Genomic DNA, 16,339 nt, shown 5'->3' on the forward strand with positions numbered 1-16,339 from the left:
TACCTTGCCTACCTCGCGCGGGCCAGTCGCGGATCGAGCAGGTCGCGCAGGCCGTCGCCCAGCAGGTTCAGGCCGAGCACCGCGAAGGCGATGGCCATGCCGGGGAATACCGCGAGCAGGGGCGCCTGGAACATCATCGTCTGGGCCTCGCTGAGCATGCGGCCCCACGAGGGCTGCGGCGGTTGCGTGCCGAGGCCCAGGTAGGAGAGGGCGGCTTCGGCAAGGATGGCGATGGCGAAGCGGATGGTGATCTGCACGATCAGCACGGCCGAGATGTTCGGCAGCACGTGCTGCATGGTGATCGAGAAGCTGCCCTTGCCGCAGGCGCGCGCGGCGGCGACGTACTCGCGCGACCAGATCGCGTTGGCCGATGCGCGCGTGATGCGCGCGAAGGTCGGGATGTTGTAGATGCCGATCGCGATGATCGCGTTGACGATGCCTGCGCCGAACACGGCCGTCATCATGATGGCCGAGAGGATGGCGGGGAAGGCCAGCGAGAAGTCGGTCAGCCGCATGATGGCTTCCTCGACCCAGCCGCGCTTCGCAGCGGCGAGCAGGCCGAGCGCGGTGCCGACGACCAGGCCGATGCCGACCGCGATCATGCCCACGAGGATGGACGCGCGTGCGCCCACCAGCAGCAGAGAGGCCACGTCGCGGCCATAGGTGTCGGTGCCCAGCCAGTGCGAGCCCGTCGGAGGCTTCAGCTTGTTGGCCATGTCCATTTCGTAGGGCGACCAGGGCGTCCACACCAGCGATACGGCGGCGGCCAGCAGCAGGAGCAGCGTGAGCGTTCCGCCCAGCACGAAGCTGCGGTGGTGCAGCGCGCGGCGCCAGAAGCCCGGAACCTTGAGCGCCGCGGCGCTCGGGACTGCGGCGGTGCTCATATGTCGCTGGCCTTGATGCGCGGGTCGATGACGGCGTAGAGCACGTCGACCACGAAGTTCACGATGACCACCATGGCCGCCAGCAGCATCACGCAGTTGCGCACCACGATCAGGTCGCGGTTGCTGATGGCCTGGAAGATCAGCCGGCCCAGGCCCGGCAGATAGAACACGTTCTCCACCACGATCGTGCCGGCCAGCAGCTCGGAGAACTGCATGCCCATGACGGTGATCACCGGGATCATCGCGTTGCGCAGCACGTGGGTCCAAAGCACCATGCGCTGCGATACGCCCTTGGCGCGGGCAGTGCGTACGAAATCCTCGCGCATCACCTCGAGCACCGCCGAGCGGGTGATGCGAGCGAGGATCGCCGCTTGCACCACCGCCAGGGACAGTGCTGGGAGCAGCAGCGACTTGATCCCCGCGAAGATGCCTTCGCCCCAGCCCTCGAAGCCGCCGGCGGAGAACCACTGCAGCTGCACCGAGAACACCAGGATCAGCAGGATGGCGAACCAGAAGTTGGGGATGGCGATGCCGACCTGGGCCATGCCCATGAGGCCGACGTCGCCGAGCTTGTTGTGGCGGGCCGCGGCTGTGACACCGACCAGCAGTGCGATCACGACCGTGAAGGTCATGGCCAGCACGGCCAGGGGCACCGTCAAGGCGAGGCGTTCGAGGATGAGGTCGAGCACCGGGGAGCTGTAGGCGTAGCTGTCGCCGAGGTTGCCGGTGAGCAGGCCGCCGATCCAGTGCCAGTAGCGCGTCCATGCGGGCTGGTCGAGGCCGAGCTTGGTGGCCAGGGCGGCCACGGCCTCGGGCGAGGCGTCGGGGCCCATGAGCATCTGCGCGGCGTTGCCGGGCAGGATCTCCAGCACGAGGAAGACGATGACCGAGGCGCCGATCAGGGTGCCGATCAGCGTGGCGAAGCGCTTGACTAGAAACAGACTCATGGGGCGGGGCGCAGCATAACTGACTCCTGCAACAAGTGTGCCCCGAATGTGGCCTTTGTCATTCACCGACGGCCCGCCCGTTGGGAGCCGCGATAATCGGGGGTATGGCCCTCATGATCACCGACGAATGCATCAACTGCGATGTCTGCGAGCCCGAGTGCCCGAACGATGCGATCTACATGGGCGAGGCGTTCTACGAGATCGATCCGCACAAGTGCACCGAGTGCGTAGGCCATTTCGATGAGCCGCAGTGCGTGCAGATCTGCCCGGTGGCCTGCATTCCCGTGAATCCCGAGCACGTGGAAAGCCGCGAGACGCTGATGCAGAAGTACCAGCGTCTCACGGCGATCAAGGTGACTGCCGCGGCGGCGGCATCATCTGCTTCGTCCGGCGCCTAGTCGGCCGACTTCCGCTTCTTTTTCTTGCGCTCCGGCGCGTCGCCGGCTGCCTTCGCGCTCTGGCCGCTGGTGAAGCTCATGCTCGACTTGCGCGGCTCGCCAGCCTCCTTGCGTGCGCGGTCCCGCTCTTTCTGCTCGGCGATGGCGAGGCGCTTTTCCGCGAGCGCGGCGCTTCTCGCTTCCCGCGCGGCCCGCTGGTCGCGGTCATGGGCAGCCTTTTCCAGCGACAGGCGGTTGCGCTCCATGCGGTCGGCCTGGGTTTGCGCGTTGCGGGTGCCGGCATCGGCGGCGCGGCGGTCTTCGTTGCTGCGGCGGTCGTCCACCTTCACCGTGCTGCCGCCCTCGCAGGGGCGGTCGGAATAGGCGTTGCCGCATCGCCAGGTGCTCGCTCCCTGGGCGTAGGCGCCCGCGGAGCAAATGCCGAGTGCTATTGAAAACATAGCAGCTGCGGCCTTCGAAGCCGTCTTCCTGCTTTCCTCTTTCTCTTTCTTCTTTTCGCTCATCATTTTTTATTTCTCTCCCTCCCTGCACTTCAATGGCCGGCTAGGTGGCGGCAGGCGTTGTGCCCCCTTCGCCGGGCTCCCTCCGCGGCGGCTTGGGCCGGGGCGGTTTGCTCGTGTGAATGACCAGGGTCGCCTTCTCCATCTCGCCCGCCACCAGCGCGGGGATCGCGTGCAGGGTGCGGGTGATGGCGTCCTCGATCGCTTCGCGTTGTTCCTTGAGCGGCTTCTTGAGCACCCAGTTGACGACCTCCGACTTCACGCCGGGGTGCCCGATGCCGAGGCGCAGCCGCCAGTAGTCGCCGGTGCCCAACTGGGCGTGGATGTCGCGCAGCCCGTTGTGGCCCGCATGGCTGCCGCCGAACTTGAGCTTGACCTGGCCCGGGACAACGTCGAGTTCGTCGTGCACCACCAGGATTTCCTCGGGCGCGATCTTGAAGAAGCGCGCCAAGGCGGCCACCGACTTGCCAGACAGGTTCATGAAGGTCTGCGGCTCCAGCAGCCAGATGCTCTGGCCGCCGATGCTCGTGCGCGCGGCAAGGCCGTGGTAGCTGCGCTCGGGCACGAGATTGAGCTTCCATTCGCGCGCGAGGGCGTCGATCCACCAGAAGCCTGCGTTGTGCCGCGTGGCTTCGTACTCGGGGCCCGGATTTCCGAGGCCGACAAACAGCTTGATCATGGTCGTGGATTATCCGGTCGCCGGAAAAGCAGAAGGCCCGCACGAGGCGGGCCTTCGAGAAGCAACGAATGCGAAGAAGCGGATTACTTCTTGGCAGGTGCCTTGGCAGCGGGCGTCTTGGCCGCGGCCTTGCCACCCTTGCCGGCCGGAGCGGCGGCTGCGTCGGCAGCAGCTGCGCCTTCGGCGGGAGCTTCTTCTTCAGCAGCCGGCGTCACGGCTGAAGCCAGCACCGGGTTTGCCTTGCCGTGGCTGACCCACTTCACGCCGCGGGGCAGCTTGATGTCCTTCAGCGTGACGGTGCCGTTCTTCTTCAGGCCCGACAGGTCGACTTCGATGAACTCGGGCAGGTCGGTCGGCAGGCAGTTCACTTCCAGTTCGGTCGTGACGTGGTTGACCAGGTTGTGGTCGAGCTTGACGGCTTCGGACTCTTCCTCGCCCTTGAAGTGCACGGGCACCTTCAGGGTCATGCGGGTCTTGGCGTCCACGCGCTGGAAGTCGATGTGCTGAACCAGCTGGCGGAAGGGGTGGTATTGCACGTCGCGCAGCAGAACCTTGCTGACGTTGCCGCCCAGTTCCATCTCGAGAACGCTCGAGTGGAAGGCTTCCTTCTTCAGGGCGTGCCACAGCGCGTTGTGATCGATCTCGATCAGTTGCGGCTGGGTGTCGCCACCGTAGACGATGCCGGGGGTCTTGCCCGAGATGCGGAGACGGCGGCTCGCACCCGTGCCCTGCTTTGCGCGCTCAAAAGCGACGAATTTCATAACTAGCTCCTGTGAGAGTCCACCGCGACCAGTGCGACTCCGGTTCAAAAAGGCCTCCAGCAAAGGAGGCCCGCTTCATGCCCCGGTCAGAACAGGTTGTCCTGATCCGAGAACAAACTCATCACCGACTCGCCCTTGGCAATGCGCTGGATCGTTTCGGCGATCAGCGGCGCCACGGAGAGCTGGCGGATCTTTCCGCAGGCATTGGCGCCGTCGGAAAGGGGAATGGTGTTGGTCACGACCACTTCGTCGAGGGCCGAGCCCTGCGTGATGCGCTCGATGGCCGGGCCCGAGAAGATCGGGTGCGTGCAGTAGGCGTACACGCTCTTGGCGCCGCGTTCCTTCAGCACTTCGGCTGCTTTGACCAGCGTGCCGGCGGTGTCGATCATGTCGTCCATGATCACGCAGTTGCGGCCGTCGATCTCGCCGATCACGTTCATGACTTCGCTGACGTTGGCCTTCGGGCGGCGCTTGTCGATGATGGCGAGGTCGCAGTTCAGCTGCTTGGCCAGCGCACGGGCGCGGACCACGCCACCCACGTCGGGCGAGACCACGATCAGGTCTTCGTAGTTCTTGGCGCGCAGGTCGCCCAGCAGGACCGGCGAGGCGTAGATGTTGTCGACGGGGATGTCGAAGAAGCCCTGGATCTGGTCGGCATGCAGGTCCATCGTGAGCACGCGCTCGACGCCGACGGTTTCCAGCAGGTTGGCCACCACCTTGGCCGAGATCGGCACGCGGCTGGAGCGCGGACGGCGGTCCTGGCGGGCGTAGCCGAAGTAGGGGATCACGGCGCTGATGCGTTCGGCCGATGCGCGCTTGAGCGCGTCGACCATGATCAGCAGTTCCATCAGGTTTTCGTTGGTCGGCGCGCAGGTCGACTGAACGACGAACACGTCGCGCGCCCGGACGTTCTGGTTGATCTCGACGGTGACTTCTCCGTCGGAGAAGCGGCCGACGCGGGCAGCGCCCAGCGAAGTGCCGAGGTTGTGCGCGATTTCTGCGGCAAGGCCCGGATTGGCGTTGCCGGTGAAAACCATGAAATCAGGGTGATTAGCCTGCATGAGCGCGTCCCGGCAGTGCAAGTGGGCTTAGGAAGCCGCCAAAAGGTTCGTATGCGTGGCGGCCGGTGAGCCGCCGATTATTGCAGCGGGTGGGCTGCAAATGAAGACTGCGGCCATCGGGCCGCAGTCGTGAAGATTTGGCAGGGGAGAAAGGATTCGAACCTTTGCATGCTGGAATCAAAATCCAGTGCCTTAACCAGCTTGGCGACTCCCCTACACGGGTCGATGGTTTTCACCACCAACCGATATACGTCGCATCGAACCGAATGAACGATCCGATCATCTTCAGGTTGCCCATCCAAGGAGCGGATGAACTTCCAGGTTGCTGCATTGACGAACTTGCCAGCCTTCGGGGGCCTCGAGCAGTTCCGCTTCCTGCGGCGATTGCGGCAGCATCGCGAACACCGAGCTTCCGGAGCCGGTCATCCGGGCCTTCAATCCCTGGGTGCCGAGCCATTCGATGGCTTCGGTGACCGCGGGGCAAAGTCGCTGGGCAACCGGCTGCAGGTCGTTGTGACCGAAGTCGAAAACCTGGTTTCCCAAGTTTGTCGCTTCAGACGATTCGCTGTCTGCAGCAAAGCCTGAGATTATAGCAACAGGCGTAGCGCGTTGGAGATCTGAAGCCGAAAAAATTAATCGGGTATCGAGTCCCTCGGGTGGTTTGACTACCGCGAAACGCGCGGATGGGAGTGTAACCGGTGTGATTTGCTCCCCGATGCCCTCGACCCACGCGTTGCGGCCACCGAGGAAGAAGGGCACGTCGGCGCCCAGCTTCAGGCCGATGTGGGCCAGCCGCGACAGCGGCAGGTTCAGCCCCCACAGGCGGTTCAGCGCGAGCAGGCAGGTGGCGGCATCCGACGAGCCTCCGCCCATGCCCGCCTGTGCCGGCACATGCTTGGCGACGCCGATGTGCGCGCCCTGCCCGGGCGCCGCGAACGGCTGCAGGGCGCGTGCGGCGCGCAGGATCAGGTCGTCCGCGGGCAGTTCAGTCGTCAGGTCTTCGCGGCTCAGCTGGCCGTCGCGCCGCAGTTCGACGTGCAGCGTGTCGCACCAGTCGATCAGCATGAAGACCGACTGCAGCAGGTGGTAGCCGTCGTCGCGCCGGCCGGTGATGTGAAGGAAGAGATTGAGCTTGGCCGGCGCGGGAAGGTCGTAGATCGCCTTCATGACCGCTCGAACACGATGCGCAGGTCGGCCCGCGGGCTCGGCGATTCGCGCACGGCATTCAGCCGCCCGGCGCCGAGTTGCGCAAGATCAGGCTTCCAGCCTGGCACGGGCTCGTTGCGGCCGGCCAGCCAGCCGAACAGGGCGCCGACCGGAATGGCCGCGCCGGTGGCCGCCTCGATCAGTTCGTCGACGGAGTCGAAGCGCCGTGTCTTGCTTCCGTCCTTCAGCAGTGCTTCCCCCGGCGCCCAGTGCAACTGGGCGAGGGTGCTGCCGATGGGCGTCGTGAGCGTGAGGTCGCCGGCCTCGGCAGACCCGCGCAGTTCGAACAGCGCGGCGAAGGTCTGGACCGGCTCGCTCTCGATGCGCAGCGACATGCGGCCGCTCCAGCTCTCCGAAGGCTTCGGCACGGCAGAGCCGCCGGACAGCTGCGCGCATCCGGCGGCCAGCAGTGCCGCCGCACCGCCCGCCGCCAGAAATGCGCGACGGCCATGGCGGCCGGCCTGCATCGGCGCGAGTGCTCCTGCCTGCGCCATGTCAGGGCTTCACTCGCAGGCGCTTCAGCGTTTCCTGCAGCGTTTCGTTCTCGGCGTCGCTCAGCAGGGCTTCCTTCCAGATCGTGACCGCGCGGTCCTTCTGGCCGGAGGTCCACAGGACTTCGCCGAAGTGCGCGCCGATCTCGGGATCGGGCCGGGTCTTGTAGGCCGCCTCGAGGATGCGGATGGCCTCGGCCGTGTTGCCGAGCCGGAACTCGACCCAGCCCAGGCTGTCGGCGATGAACGGATCTTCCGGCGCCAGTTGCACCGCCTTCTGGATCAGCGTGCGTGCCTCCTCGAGACGGATCTTGCGATCGGCCAGCGAGTAGCCCAGCGCGTTGTATGCGTTCTGGTTGTCGGGCTTGAGCTCGATGAGGCGGCGCAGCAGGCGCTCCATGTCGTCGAGGCGATTGAGCTTCTCGGCGATCATGGCCTGGTCGTACACCAGGTCGCCATCGTCCGGCGACGCTGCCGAGGCCTGGGCGAGCATGTCGTAGGCCGCCTGGTACTGCTTCGCGTCGCGCAGCAGCTGCACTTCGGCAAGGAACTTCTGCTTCTTGTCGTCGGCCGTGCGCTCGGGCAGGCCGCGGATGATCTCGCGGGCCTGGGGCAGCTTGCCCTGGCGCGCCAGAAGGGTCGCGCGGCGGGTCTGCGCGGCCACCACCTCGTCGGCGCCGTCGACGCGCGAGAGCCAGCGCTCGGCCGCCGCATAGTCCTTGCGCCGCTCGGCCAGCTGCGACAGCGCGAAGTACGCCTGCGACACGCCGCGCTTGCGGTCGGCCGCATCGTCGGCATCCTTGCTGTTGCCGCTCTTCGAACCGGCCGACAGCTCGATGAAGCGCTTGATCGAAGCCTCGGCCGCGGCGTCCTGCCGGGCCTGCATCTGCAGGCTGCCCAGCAGCAGCCACGGTTCCGCGAGCTCGGGGCGCGAAGTGGTCAGCGCCTGGAGCTGCGCGGAGGCGTCGCTGTAGCGGCGGTTCTCGACCAGCACGCGCGCATACGCGACGCGCAGGTCGGGCGAGGCCTTCGGGTTGTTGTTCAGGAAGCGCGTGACGATCGGTTCGGCCAGCGGCTGGCCGGGGTCGATCATCTCGAGTGCCAGAGCGGCGGGCGCGTCGGAGGCCGGGTCGATCTCCTGGCCCTTGCGCGCGGCTTCCAGCGCACCGGAAGCATCGCCCGCGTTGAGACGCAGCCTGCCGACGGTGGCCCAGGCCAGCCCGCCGGTGGTGGGGCTCTTCAGCTCGTCGACCAGCGCCTGCTCGACCACCGAGGCGGCCAGCTTCTTGTCGGATGCGCGGGAGTAGTTGCGCGCGATCACGGCCATCAGCAGCGGACGCTCGATCTGCGAGGTGGCGGTCACCTCGGCGCGCAGCGGCTCGACGGTTTCGCTGATGCGGTTCAGCGCGATCAGGATCTGCAACTCGATGCGTCGCGCGTCGCGCGAGTTCGGCAGGGTTTCCTGCCAGGCCCGTGCCGCGGCAAGCGCCGCGTCGCCGGAGCGCGACTGCAGCGCGATCTCGACCGCGCGCTGGAACAGCTTGCCGTCGCGCAGCCGCCGTGCGGCGTCGAGCACCAACGCATAGCCGGAGCCGGGATCGCCCGAACGGGCCGTCATCTCGCCCATCAGGATCTCGTAGAACAGGTCGGCCGTCAGCGCTGACTGCAGCGGCGCGGGCTCGGCAGCCGCCTTGGCTGCGGCCGGTCGCGGCCTGACCACGGGCTTCGACGGAGCCGGCCGTTCGATGACGGGAGCGGGGCTGGTGGGGGCTGCGGGATCGGGGGATTGCGCCTGGACGGCGCAGGCCAGCAAGGCGAGAGACGCGGCCGCCGCAAGGCGGTGTCGGCGGGGCGAAAGATTCATCTGACCATAATAATCCAGCCTTTTGTACGAGCATCGCGTGGGGCTTCGTTGCCGCTGGCGTTTGCCGAAGATTTACTTTTTCATGCCCGAGCTACCCGAAGTCGAAGTCACCCGCCGTGGGTTTGCCGACCGCATCGCAGGCGGGCGCATCGAAGCGGTGCGCATCGGCAAGCCCCTGCGCTGGGCGCTGATGGTGCTGCCCGAGGCGCTGGTCGGACGGCAGGTGCGCGAGGTGCGCCGGCGCGGCAAGTACCTGCTGATCGATCTCGACCGCGGCATCCTTCTGCTGCACCTGGGCATGTCGGGCAGCCTGCGCTTCGATGCCGCGCTGCCGCCGCCTGGCCCGCACGATCACTTCGATCTTGTTACCAACCGCGGCACTCTCAGGCTCAACGACCCGCGCCGCTTCGGTGCAGTTGTTTACGTGGAAGACGAGTCCGCGCCTTGGGCGATAAAGCTGCTGGGCGGCCTTGGCATGGAGCCGCTGGACGAGGGTTTCGACCTCGATGCCTTCCATGCTGGCCTCAGGAAGCGCAAGACCGCCGTCAAGCAGGTGCTGCTGGCGGGCGACGTGGTGGTGGGCGTGGGCAACATCTACGCGTCGGAAGCGTTGTTCCAGGCGGGTATCCGGCCGACGCTGTCGGCGGCGCGCATCAGCCGCCCACGAGCCGCCAAGCTTCATGCGGCGGTGCGCGAGATCCTGGCGCGGGCGGTGGAGAAGGGCGGCAGCACGCTGCGCGATTTCTCCAATGTGGACGGACAGAATGGCTATTTCCAGCTCGAAGCGACTGTCTACGGCCGGGCCGGCGAGCCCTGTCGGGTTTGCGCAACGCCGATCCGGCTGCTGCGCCAGGGGCAGCGCGCCACCTATTACTGCCCCAACTGCCAGAAGTAGGCGCAGGCTCGCACGATGGAAACAGCAAAATAGAAACAATCTAGAAACGGTGGCAGCACGCCCGCCGATGTATATTTGTAAATTGTTTCTTACATATTCCCCTTGAGCCGCTCCTTCAACCAACAACTCGATCAGCACGGTGCGTGGCGAAGCAATTTCGCCCACCGGCTGCAGTGGCTGTCCCGCTGGCTGACCGAGAACGAGCTGCTCGACCAGGCAGTGGCTGAGCGCCTGCGCGGGCTCGAGACGCAGATCCGCACCAGCAAGGTCATGGTCGCCTTCGTGGCCGAGTTCTCGCGCGGCAAGTCGGAGCTGATCAACGCCATCTTCTTCGCCGGCTACGGGCGGCGCATCATGCCCGCGAGCGCCGGCCGCACCACGATGTGCCCGACCGAGCTGGGCTACGACGCCGCGCATGCGCCCAAGCTGCGGCTGCTGCCCATCGAGACCCGGCTGGAGCCTCATTCGCTGGCCCATTGGCGCGACAAGCCCACGCGCTGGACCGAGATCGCCATCGACGTCGGCAACGCCGAGCAGTTGGCGCAGGCGATGGGCAAGGTCGCCGAGGTGCGCTGGGTGAGCAAGGACGAGGCCCGCACGCTGGGCTTCTGGAACGACGACACGCCCGACGACAACCCGGTGCAGGACGCCGAAGGCCGCGTGGAAATTCCGCGCTGGCGCCACGCGGTGCTGAACATGCCGCACCCGCTGCTGGAGCAGGGGCTGGTGATCCTCGACACGCCGGGTCTGAACGCGATCGGCGCCGAACCCGAACTCACCGTGAGCCTGATCCCGCAGGCGCACGCGGTGGTCTTCATCCTGGGCGCCGAAACCGGCGTGACGCGCTCCGACCTTTCCATCTGGCGCGAGCACCTGATCACCGAGGACGAAGGCAACGACACGCGCTTCGTGGTGCTCAACAAGATCGACACCATGTGGGACACGCTCAGCACGCCCGCGCAGATCGAGCAGCAGATCGAGCGCCAGCGCGAAGGCGCGGCCCGCCTGCTCGAAGTGCCGCTGGCGCAGGTGCTGCCCGTGTCCGCGCAGAAAGGCCTGCAGGCCAAGATCCAGCACGACGGCCAGCTGCTGCAGGCCAGTCGCCTGCCGGCGCTCGAATCGCTGCTCGCCGAAGGCGTGCTCGGCAAGCGCGAGACCATGCTGCGGCTCGCGGTGGATGCGGGCATGACCGCGCTGCGCGCCGAAGCCGAGCGCATTTTGAAGGTGCGCCAGCGCGACCTGGCCGAGCAGGCGCTCGAGCTGCAGGGGCTGCGCGGCAAGAACGTCTCGGTGATCCGTCACATGCGCGCGCGCATCGATCAGGAGCACGCCGAGTTCGAGGGCAGCAACACGCGCATCCTGGCGCTGCGCTCGGTGCAGGGCAAGCTGCTGCGCGAGGTGTATGCCGTGCTCGGCCGCACCGCGCTGAAAGCCGACATGGTGAAGCTCTCGGCCGCGCTCAAGCGCCCCGGCGTCAAGTTCAACGTGCGCAAGGTGTACGCCGAGACATTCGACTCGCTGCGCAACAACCTGCGCGAGGTGCAGGCGACCACGGCAGAGATCCAGTCGATGCTGCACGCCACTTTTCGCCAGCTCAACGCCGAGCAGGGCTTCACCCTGCAGGCGCCGGCCGAGCCCGACCTCACGGGCTTCGAGCAGGAGCTGGCGCAGATCGAGCGCAGCCACATCCACTACCTGGGCGTGGGCAACCTGCTGAAGCTCGCGCAGGCCGACTTCTGCGACAAGCTGGTCCGCGCGCTCGCCAGCCGGCTGCGGCTGGTCAACGAGGCCGCCATGACCGAGGTCGAGCGCTGGAGCAAGGGCGCGAGCGCGCAGATCGATGCGCAGCTCAAGGAGCGCCGTCGCAACTTCAGCAAGCGCATCGAGGCGATCGAGCGCATCCAGAGCGCGGCGGGCAACCTCGACGAGCGGCTGGTCGAACTCGCCGCGCAGGAAAGCAATCTCTCCGAGCTTCATGTGCAGCTGCGCGAGTTCACTTCGCTGATCGCGCAGCACGGAAGGCCGCAGCCCGCGGCCACCATCGGCGAACTGCGTGCGGCCTGAAGATTCCGCCTCCAAGGCGGCGACTGCAACCCTGTCATTGCCCCCGGATTTCGCCGCGCAGATCGTGAGCTGGCAGCGCAGCCACGGGCGCAGCCAGCTGCCGTGGCAGAACACGCGCGACCCGTATCGCGTGTGGCTGTCGGAAGTGATGCTGCAGCAGACGCAGGTGTCGACCGTGCTGGGCTACTTCGCGCGCTTTCTCGAACGCTTTCCCGATGTGAAGGCGCTGGCCGCCGGCACCGAGGACGAGGTGTTCGGGCTCTGGAGCGGGCTGGGCTACTACAGCCGGGCGCGCAACATGCATCGCTGCGCGCAGGAAGTCGTCGCGCGATTCGGCGGCGAGTTTCCGCGTACCGCGGCTGAACTCGTCACCCTGCCGGGCATCGGTCGATCGACCTCGGCTGCCATCGCGGCCTTCTGCTTCGGCGAGCGCGTGGCGATCCTCGACGGCAACGTGAAGCGTGTGCTGACGCGCGTGCTCGGCTTCGCTGGCGACATGTCTTCCGCGGCGCAGGAGCGCGCTTTGTGGGACCTGGCGACGCAACTGCTTCCGTCCGCGAAGGAAAAGGAAGCCATTGCCTCCTACACGCAGGGCGTGATGGACATGGGCGCCACGGTGTGCCTGCCGCGCAAGCCGAGCTGCATGATCTGCCCGGTGCAGAAAAGCTGCGTGGCCCTGCGTGAAGGTGCGCCGGAGCGCTACCCGGTCAAGACGCGCAAGCTCAAGCGCAGCGCGCAGTCGCTCTGGGTGCTGCTGGCGCGCGATGCGCAAGGCCGCGTGTGGCTGGAGAAGCGGCCGTCGAAGGGCGTCTGGGCCGGGCTCTATTGCCTGCCGGTGTTCGACAGCCGCGAAGAGCTTCTTGCCGCCCTGCCTGCGGCGGCGCGACGTGGTGCGCAGGACCTGCCGGCCTTCGTGCACGTCCTGACCCACAAGGATCTGCACCTGCACCCGGTGCAGATCCAGGACGGCCACCCGCAAGGCGAGGGCGCGCGCTGGTTCGAGGCGCAGGAGTGGAGCCGGCTGGGCCTGCCGGCGCCGATGCGCAAGCTGCTGGAAGGCGGCGAGGCCTAGCCAGCCCGCCAGTCGATCAAATCGCGTCGAGTTCGCGGTGGCGCTTGAGCGCACCCCAGCGGGCGCCGAACGAGCGCGCCAGTTGCTCGACCAGGAACACCGAGCGGTGCTGTCCGCCCGTGCACCCGATGGCCACCGTCACGTAGCTGCGATGGTCGCGCGCCAGCGCGTCGAGCCAGTGCGTCAGGAACTGCTCGATGTCGTCGTACATGCGCGCCACGTCGTCGTGCTCGCGCAGCCACTCGATCACCGGCTCGTCGCGGCCGGTGAGCGGGCGCAGCGCCGGCACGTAGTGCGGGTTGGGCAGCATGCGCACGTCGAACACGTAATCGGCGTCCAGCGGCACGCCGCGCTTGAAGGCGAAAGACTCGAACACCAGCGTCAGCGCGCTCTGCGGCGCCGAGATCAGCGACTTGATGTAGCTCTGCAGCTGCGCCGGGCGGATCAGGCTGGTGTCGATCACGTCGGCGCCGTCGCGCAGGTCGGCCAGCAGCTCGCGCTCGAGCTCGATGGCCTGGGTCAGCACGCGGTGCTGCTCGGGTGCGTCGGTGCGGCCTTCCTGGCGCGAGAGCGGGTGGCGGCGGCGGGTTTCCGAATAGCGGCGCAGCAGGGCGTCGGTGGTCGCGTCTAGGAACAGCGAGCGCAGCGAGATCCCGCCGTCACGGCGCAGCGCCTCGAGCTGCTGCGGAACGATGGGCAGCGAGACGCCGCTTCGCACGTCCATGGCAATGGCCACGCGCGTGGCCTGCTGCTCGTGCTGCAGCGCGATGAACGAAGTCAGCAGCTCGGGCGGCAGGTTGTCGACGCAGTAGTAGCCCGCGTCTTCCAGCGCATGCAGGGCCACCGACTTGCCGGAACCCGACATGCCCGTGATGAGCACGAGATCGAGGGTCATTGCAGGGCTGCCGAAGTCTTGTGGCCGAGCATTTCGCGCGCGTGGGCGAGCGAGGTCTGCGAGACCTTCTCGCCGCCAAGCATGCGGGCGATTTCCCTGGCGCGGCTGTCGTCGTCGAGGCGCGACACGCCGCTCTCGGTGCGCGGGCCGTCGCTGCCGGTGGCGGCTGTCTGGCGCTTGGCCACCACGAGGTGGTGGTCGGCACAGGCGGCCACCTGGGGCAGGTGGGTCACGGCGAGCACCTGGCGGTCGCGGCCGAGCTGCTTCATCAGGCGGCCGACGGTCTCCGCGACCGCCCCGCCAACGCCGGAGTCGACCTCGTCGAAGATCAGCGTCTGCGCGGCGCCGAGCTGGCTGGTGGTGACTGCGATGGCCAGTGCGATGCGCGACAGTTCGCCGCCCGAAGCCACCTTGCCGATGGCCCGGGGCGTGCTGCCGGTGTGGCCGGCCACGAGAAAGGCGACGTCCTCGAGGCCTGCTCGGCTGGGCTGTGCCAGCGGCTGAAGCTCGACTTCGAAGCGCCCGCCCTGCATGCCCAGGCCCTGCATCGCGTCGGTGACGGCCTGGCCGAGGCGCGGCGCGGCCTGTTTGCGGGCCTTGCCCAGCGCCTTGGCTTCCTTCATGTAGGCCTGCTGCGCGGCCTGCTCGGCGCGTTCCAGGCCTTCGAGATCGCTCTGTGCGTCGAGCGCCTGCAGCTCGGCCTGCCAGCCGGCCAGCAGTGCCGGCAGCTCGGCCGGCGGGCGCTTGTAGCGGCGCGCGAGCGACATCCACAGACCCATGCGCTCGTCGAGTTCGGCGAGGCTTTGCGGGTCGGTGTCGGCATCGCGAAGGTAGCCGTGCAGCGTGTGCGCCGCGTCGGAGGCCTGCGCCACGCAGGAGGCGAGCACCTCGCCCAGTGCGCGGAACTCGGGCTCGATGTGCTCGCAGTTCTGCAGCAGCGTGGCCGCGCGCTGAAGCGCGGAGAGGGCGCCGTTGTCGTCGTCTTCGAGCGCCTGGCTGGCGCCCTGGGCCGCGTCGATCAGCGCCTGCGCGTTCGAGATGCGCGAGTGGTTGGTGGAGAGCTCTTCCCACTCGTCGGCACCCGGCGCGAGCTTGGCGACTTCGGAGATCTGCCATTGCAGCCGCTCGCGTTCGCGCTGCAGCGAGTCTTGCGCCGAGCGCGCGTGCTCGAGCGCGGAAAGCGCCTGCCGCCAGGCTTGCCATGCGGCATCGAGCGCGTCGGTGCGCACGCCGGCGTAGGCATCGAGCAGGCCGCGCACCGCCTCGGGCCGCGTCAGGCTCTGCCAGGCGTGCTGACCGTGAATGTCGAGCAGGCGGTCGCCGAGTTCGCGCAGCTGCGTGGCGGTGGCGGGGCTGCCGTTGATCCAGCCGCGGCTGCGGCCCTGCAGGTCGACCGTGCGGCGCAGCAGCAGTGCGTCGCCGGCCTCGAAGCCGCCTTCGTCGAGCCAGCTGCCGAGGGCCGGATCGGCATCGAACTCGGCGCTCACGTCGAGCCGCTCGGCGCCTTCGCGCACCGCGCCGGCATCGGCGCGATTGCCCAGCGCCAGCTGCAGCGCGTCGATCAGGATGGATTTGCCCGCACCGGTTTCGCCGGTCAATACCGTGAAGCCGCCGGACAGGTCGAGTTCGAGTGATCGCACGATCACGAAGTCGCGCAGTGCGATGCGTCGCAGCGCCATTTCAGGAGCCCCCTTCGTTCCAGTGAAGTTTCTTGCGCAGCGTGTCGAAATAGCTCCAGCCGCGCGGATGCAGGAAGCGCACCCGGAAGTCGGAGCGGCGCACCACCACGCGGTCGCCAATCGCCAGCGAGGCCAGCGACTGCATGTCGAAATTGGCGCTGGCGTCGCGCCCGCCGACCAGCTCGATGACGATCTCGTCGGCGTCGGGCAGCAGCACGGGGCGGTTCGACAGCGTGTGTGGTGCGATGGGTACCAGCACCCAGCCCGGCACGGCGGGATGCAAGAGTGGCCCGCCGGCCGACAGCGCATAGGCGGTCGAGCCGGTGGGCGTGGCGATGATCAGGCCGTCGGCGCGCTGGTTGGCAACGAAATGCCGGCCCACCGACACGCGAAGCTCGACCATGCCGGAGGTGGCGCCGCGATTGACGACCACGTCGTTCATCGCAAAGGCGTCGAACACCGATACGCCGTCGCGCACGACCTGCGCCTGCATCAGGCTGCGGTGGTCTTCCTCGTATTCGCCGGCCAGCATCGGAATGAGCGTGGCCTGGTAGTTGTCGAGCGGGATGTCGGTGATGAAGCCGAGCCGGCCGCGGTTGATGCCGATCAGCGGAATGCCGTAGCTGGCCAGTTGCCGGCCGATGCCGAGCATGGTGCCGTCGCCGCCGACCACGAGGCCGAGGTCGCAGCGCTGGCCGATTTCCTCGACGGTGAGGGCCTGGTAGCGCGGATGGGCGGGGGCGCCGTCATCGGCTTCTTCGCACGTCGGGCGCTCTACGAACACCGTGCAGCCCTGGGATTCGAGGAAGGCGCCGATGCCCTCCATGACGCTGTCGCGCGCATCCGCCTGCGCCCGGGCGCCGGAAGCCTGGTATTTGCCGATCAGGGCTACGTGACGAAAGCGAGAGGTCATATCTCACAAATTACAACACTAAAATCTTGC

General features: G+C 67.5%; 16 protein-coding genes and 1 tRNA gene. 4 read left to right on the plus strand and 13 right to left on the minus strand.

Features of this window, described 5'->3' with window-relative positions:
• Positions 1–8: 8 nt before the first annotated feature.
• A complete protein-coding gene (locus tag EJP69_RS16320; RefSeq protein WP_126471459.1) occupies positions 9–884 on the minus strand; it encodes an ABC transporter permease in 876 nt (291 codons plus the stop codon).
• Positions 881–1,831 carry an ABC transporter permease gene (locus tag EJP69_RS16325; protein WP_126471462.1) on the minus strand — a complete coding sequence of 317 codons (951 nt, stop codon included), beginning with the start codon at positions 1,829–1,831 and terminating at the stop codon, positions 881–883. Before EJP69_RS16325 ends, EJP69_RS16320 begins: the two co-directional genes overlap by 4 nt.
• Before the next feature lie 104 nt (positions 1,832–1,935).
• On the opposite strand from EJP69_RS16325, the gene EJP69_RS16330 reads away from it, so the two are divergent.
• A complete protein-coding gene (locus EJP69_RS16330) occupies positions 1,936–2,229 on the plus strand; it encodes a YfhL family 4Fe-4S dicluster ferredoxin (protein ID WP_093308005.1) in 294 nt (97 codons plus the stop codon).
• Here the strand turns inward: EJP69_RS16330 and EJP69_RS16335 are convergent.
• From EJP69_RS16335 to EJP69_RS16370, 8 genes are all read right to left on the minus strand, one after another.
• Positions 2,226–2,558, minus strand: coding sequence for a hypothetical protein (locus tag EJP69_RS16335; protein WP_240652175.1), 333 nt, complete (start codon positions 2,556–2,558; stop codon positions 2,226–2,228). The genes EJP69_RS16330 and EJP69_RS16335 overlap by 4 nt on opposite strands.
• Before the next feature lie 214 nt (positions 2,559–2,772).
• Positions 2,773–3,408 carry an aminoacyl-tRNA hydrolase gene (pth, locus tag EJP69_RS16340; RefSeq protein WP_093209697.1) on the minus strand — a complete coding sequence of 212 codons (636 nt, stop codon included), beginning with the start codon at positions 3,406–3,408 and terminating at the stop codon, positions 2,773–2,775.
• Between the two features lie 83 nt (positions 3,409–3,491).
• A complete protein-coding gene (locus EJP69_RS16345) occupies positions 3,492–4,169 on the minus strand; it encodes a 50S ribosomal protein L25/general stress protein Ctc (RefSeq protein WP_093209698.1) in 678 nt (225 codons plus the stop codon).
• Positions 4,170–4,255: 86 nt separating this feature from the next.
• The gene (locus EJP69_RS16350; RefSeq protein ID WP_081269883.1) at positions 4,256–5,230 is read right to left on the minus strand and encodes a ribose-phosphate pyrophosphokinase; all 975 of its coding nucleotides are present in this window, start codon (positions 5,228–5,230) and stop codon (positions 4,256–4,258) included.
• A 138-nt stretch (positions 5,231–5,368) separates the two neighbouring features.
• Positions 5,369–5,445: transfer RNA gene (locus EJP69_RS16355), tRNA-Gln, on the minus strand.
• A 70-nt stretch (positions 5,446–5,515) separates the two neighbouring features.
• Complete coding sequence (ispE, locus tag EJP69_RS16360; protein WP_126471466.1) at positions 5,516–6,397, minus strand: 4-(cytidine 5'-diphospho)-2-C-methyl-D-erythritol kinase; 882 nt, start codon at positions 6,395–6,397, stop codon at positions 5,516–5,518.
• Positions 6,394–6,930: a lipoprotein insertase outer membrane protein LolB gene (locus EJP69_RS16365; RefSeq protein ID WP_126471468.1), complete on the minus strand. Its 537-nt coding sequence runs from the start codon at positions 6,928–6,930 to the stop codon at positions 6,394–6,396. Before EJP69_RS16365 ends, ispE begins: the two co-directional genes overlap by 4 nt.
• 1 nt (position 6,931) lies before the next feature.
• The gene (locus EJP69_RS16370) at positions 6,932–8,791 is read right to left on the minus strand and encodes a tetratricopeptide repeat protein (RefSeq protein WP_126471470.1); all 1,860 of its coding nucleotides are present in this window, start codon (positions 8,789–8,791) and stop codon (positions 6,932–6,934) included.
• An 82-nt stretch (positions 8,792–8,873) separates the two neighbouring features.
• Here EJP69_RS16370 and mutM point away from each other — a divergent pair, with 82 nt between their 5' ends.
• The 3 genes from mutM to mutY all read left to right on the plus strand — a co-directional run bounded on the left by mutM (position 8,874) and on the right by mutY (position 12,822).
• Positions 8,874–9,686, plus strand: coding sequence for a bifunctional DNA-formamidopyrimidine glycosylase/DNA-(apurinic or apyrimidinic site) lyase (gene mutM, locus EJP69_RS16375; protein ID WP_126471581.1), 813 nt, complete (start codon positions 8,874–8,876; stop codon positions 9,684–9,686).
• 102 nt (positions 9,687–9,788) lie between these two features.
• The gene (locus EJP69_RS16380) at positions 9,789–11,750 is read left to right on the plus strand and encodes a dynamin family protein (protein WP_093209705.1); all 1,962 of its coding nucleotides are present in this window, start codon (positions 9,789–9,791) and stop codon (positions 11,748–11,750) included.
• A gap of 37 nt (positions 11,751–11,787) precedes the next feature.
• Positions 11,788–12,822: an A/G-specific adenine glycosylase gene (gene mutY, locus EJP69_RS16385; protein ID WP_206169339.1), complete on the plus strand. Its 1,035-nt coding sequence runs from the start codon at positions 11,788–11,790 to the stop codon at positions 12,820–12,822.
• A 16-nt stretch (positions 12,823–12,838) separates the two neighbouring features.
• Here the strand turns inward: mutY and rapZ are convergent, their stop codons facing one another.
• From rapZ to EJP69_RS16400, 3 genes are read right to left on the minus strand one after another with little or no spacing between them, the layout of a single operon-like run.
• Positions 12,839–13,717, minus strand: a complete 879-nt coding sequence (gene rapZ, locus EJP69_RS16390; RefSeq protein ID WP_093209708.1) for an RNase adapter RapZ — start codon at positions 13,715–13,717, stop codon at positions 12,839–12,841.
• Positions 13,714–15,396, minus strand: coding sequence for a DNA repair protein RecN (gene recN, locus EJP69_RS16395; protein ID WP_126471472.1), 1,683 nt, complete (start codon positions 15,394–15,396; stop codon positions 13,714–13,716). Before recN ends, rapZ begins: the two co-directional genes overlap by 4 nt.
• Position 15,397: 1 nt before the next feature.
• On the minus strand, positions 15,398–16,309 hold the full coding sequence (locus EJP69_RS16400; protein ID WP_093209711.1) for an NAD kinase: 912 nt from the start codon (positions 16,307–16,309) through the stop codon (positions 15,398–15,400).
• Positions 16,310–16,339: the final 30 nt, after the last annotated feature.

This window comes from Variovorax gossypii, from assembly GCF_003965815.1.
Lineage (GTDB): Bacteria > Pseudomonadota > Gammaproteobacteria > Burkholderiales > Burkholderiaceae_C > Variovorax > Variovorax gossypii.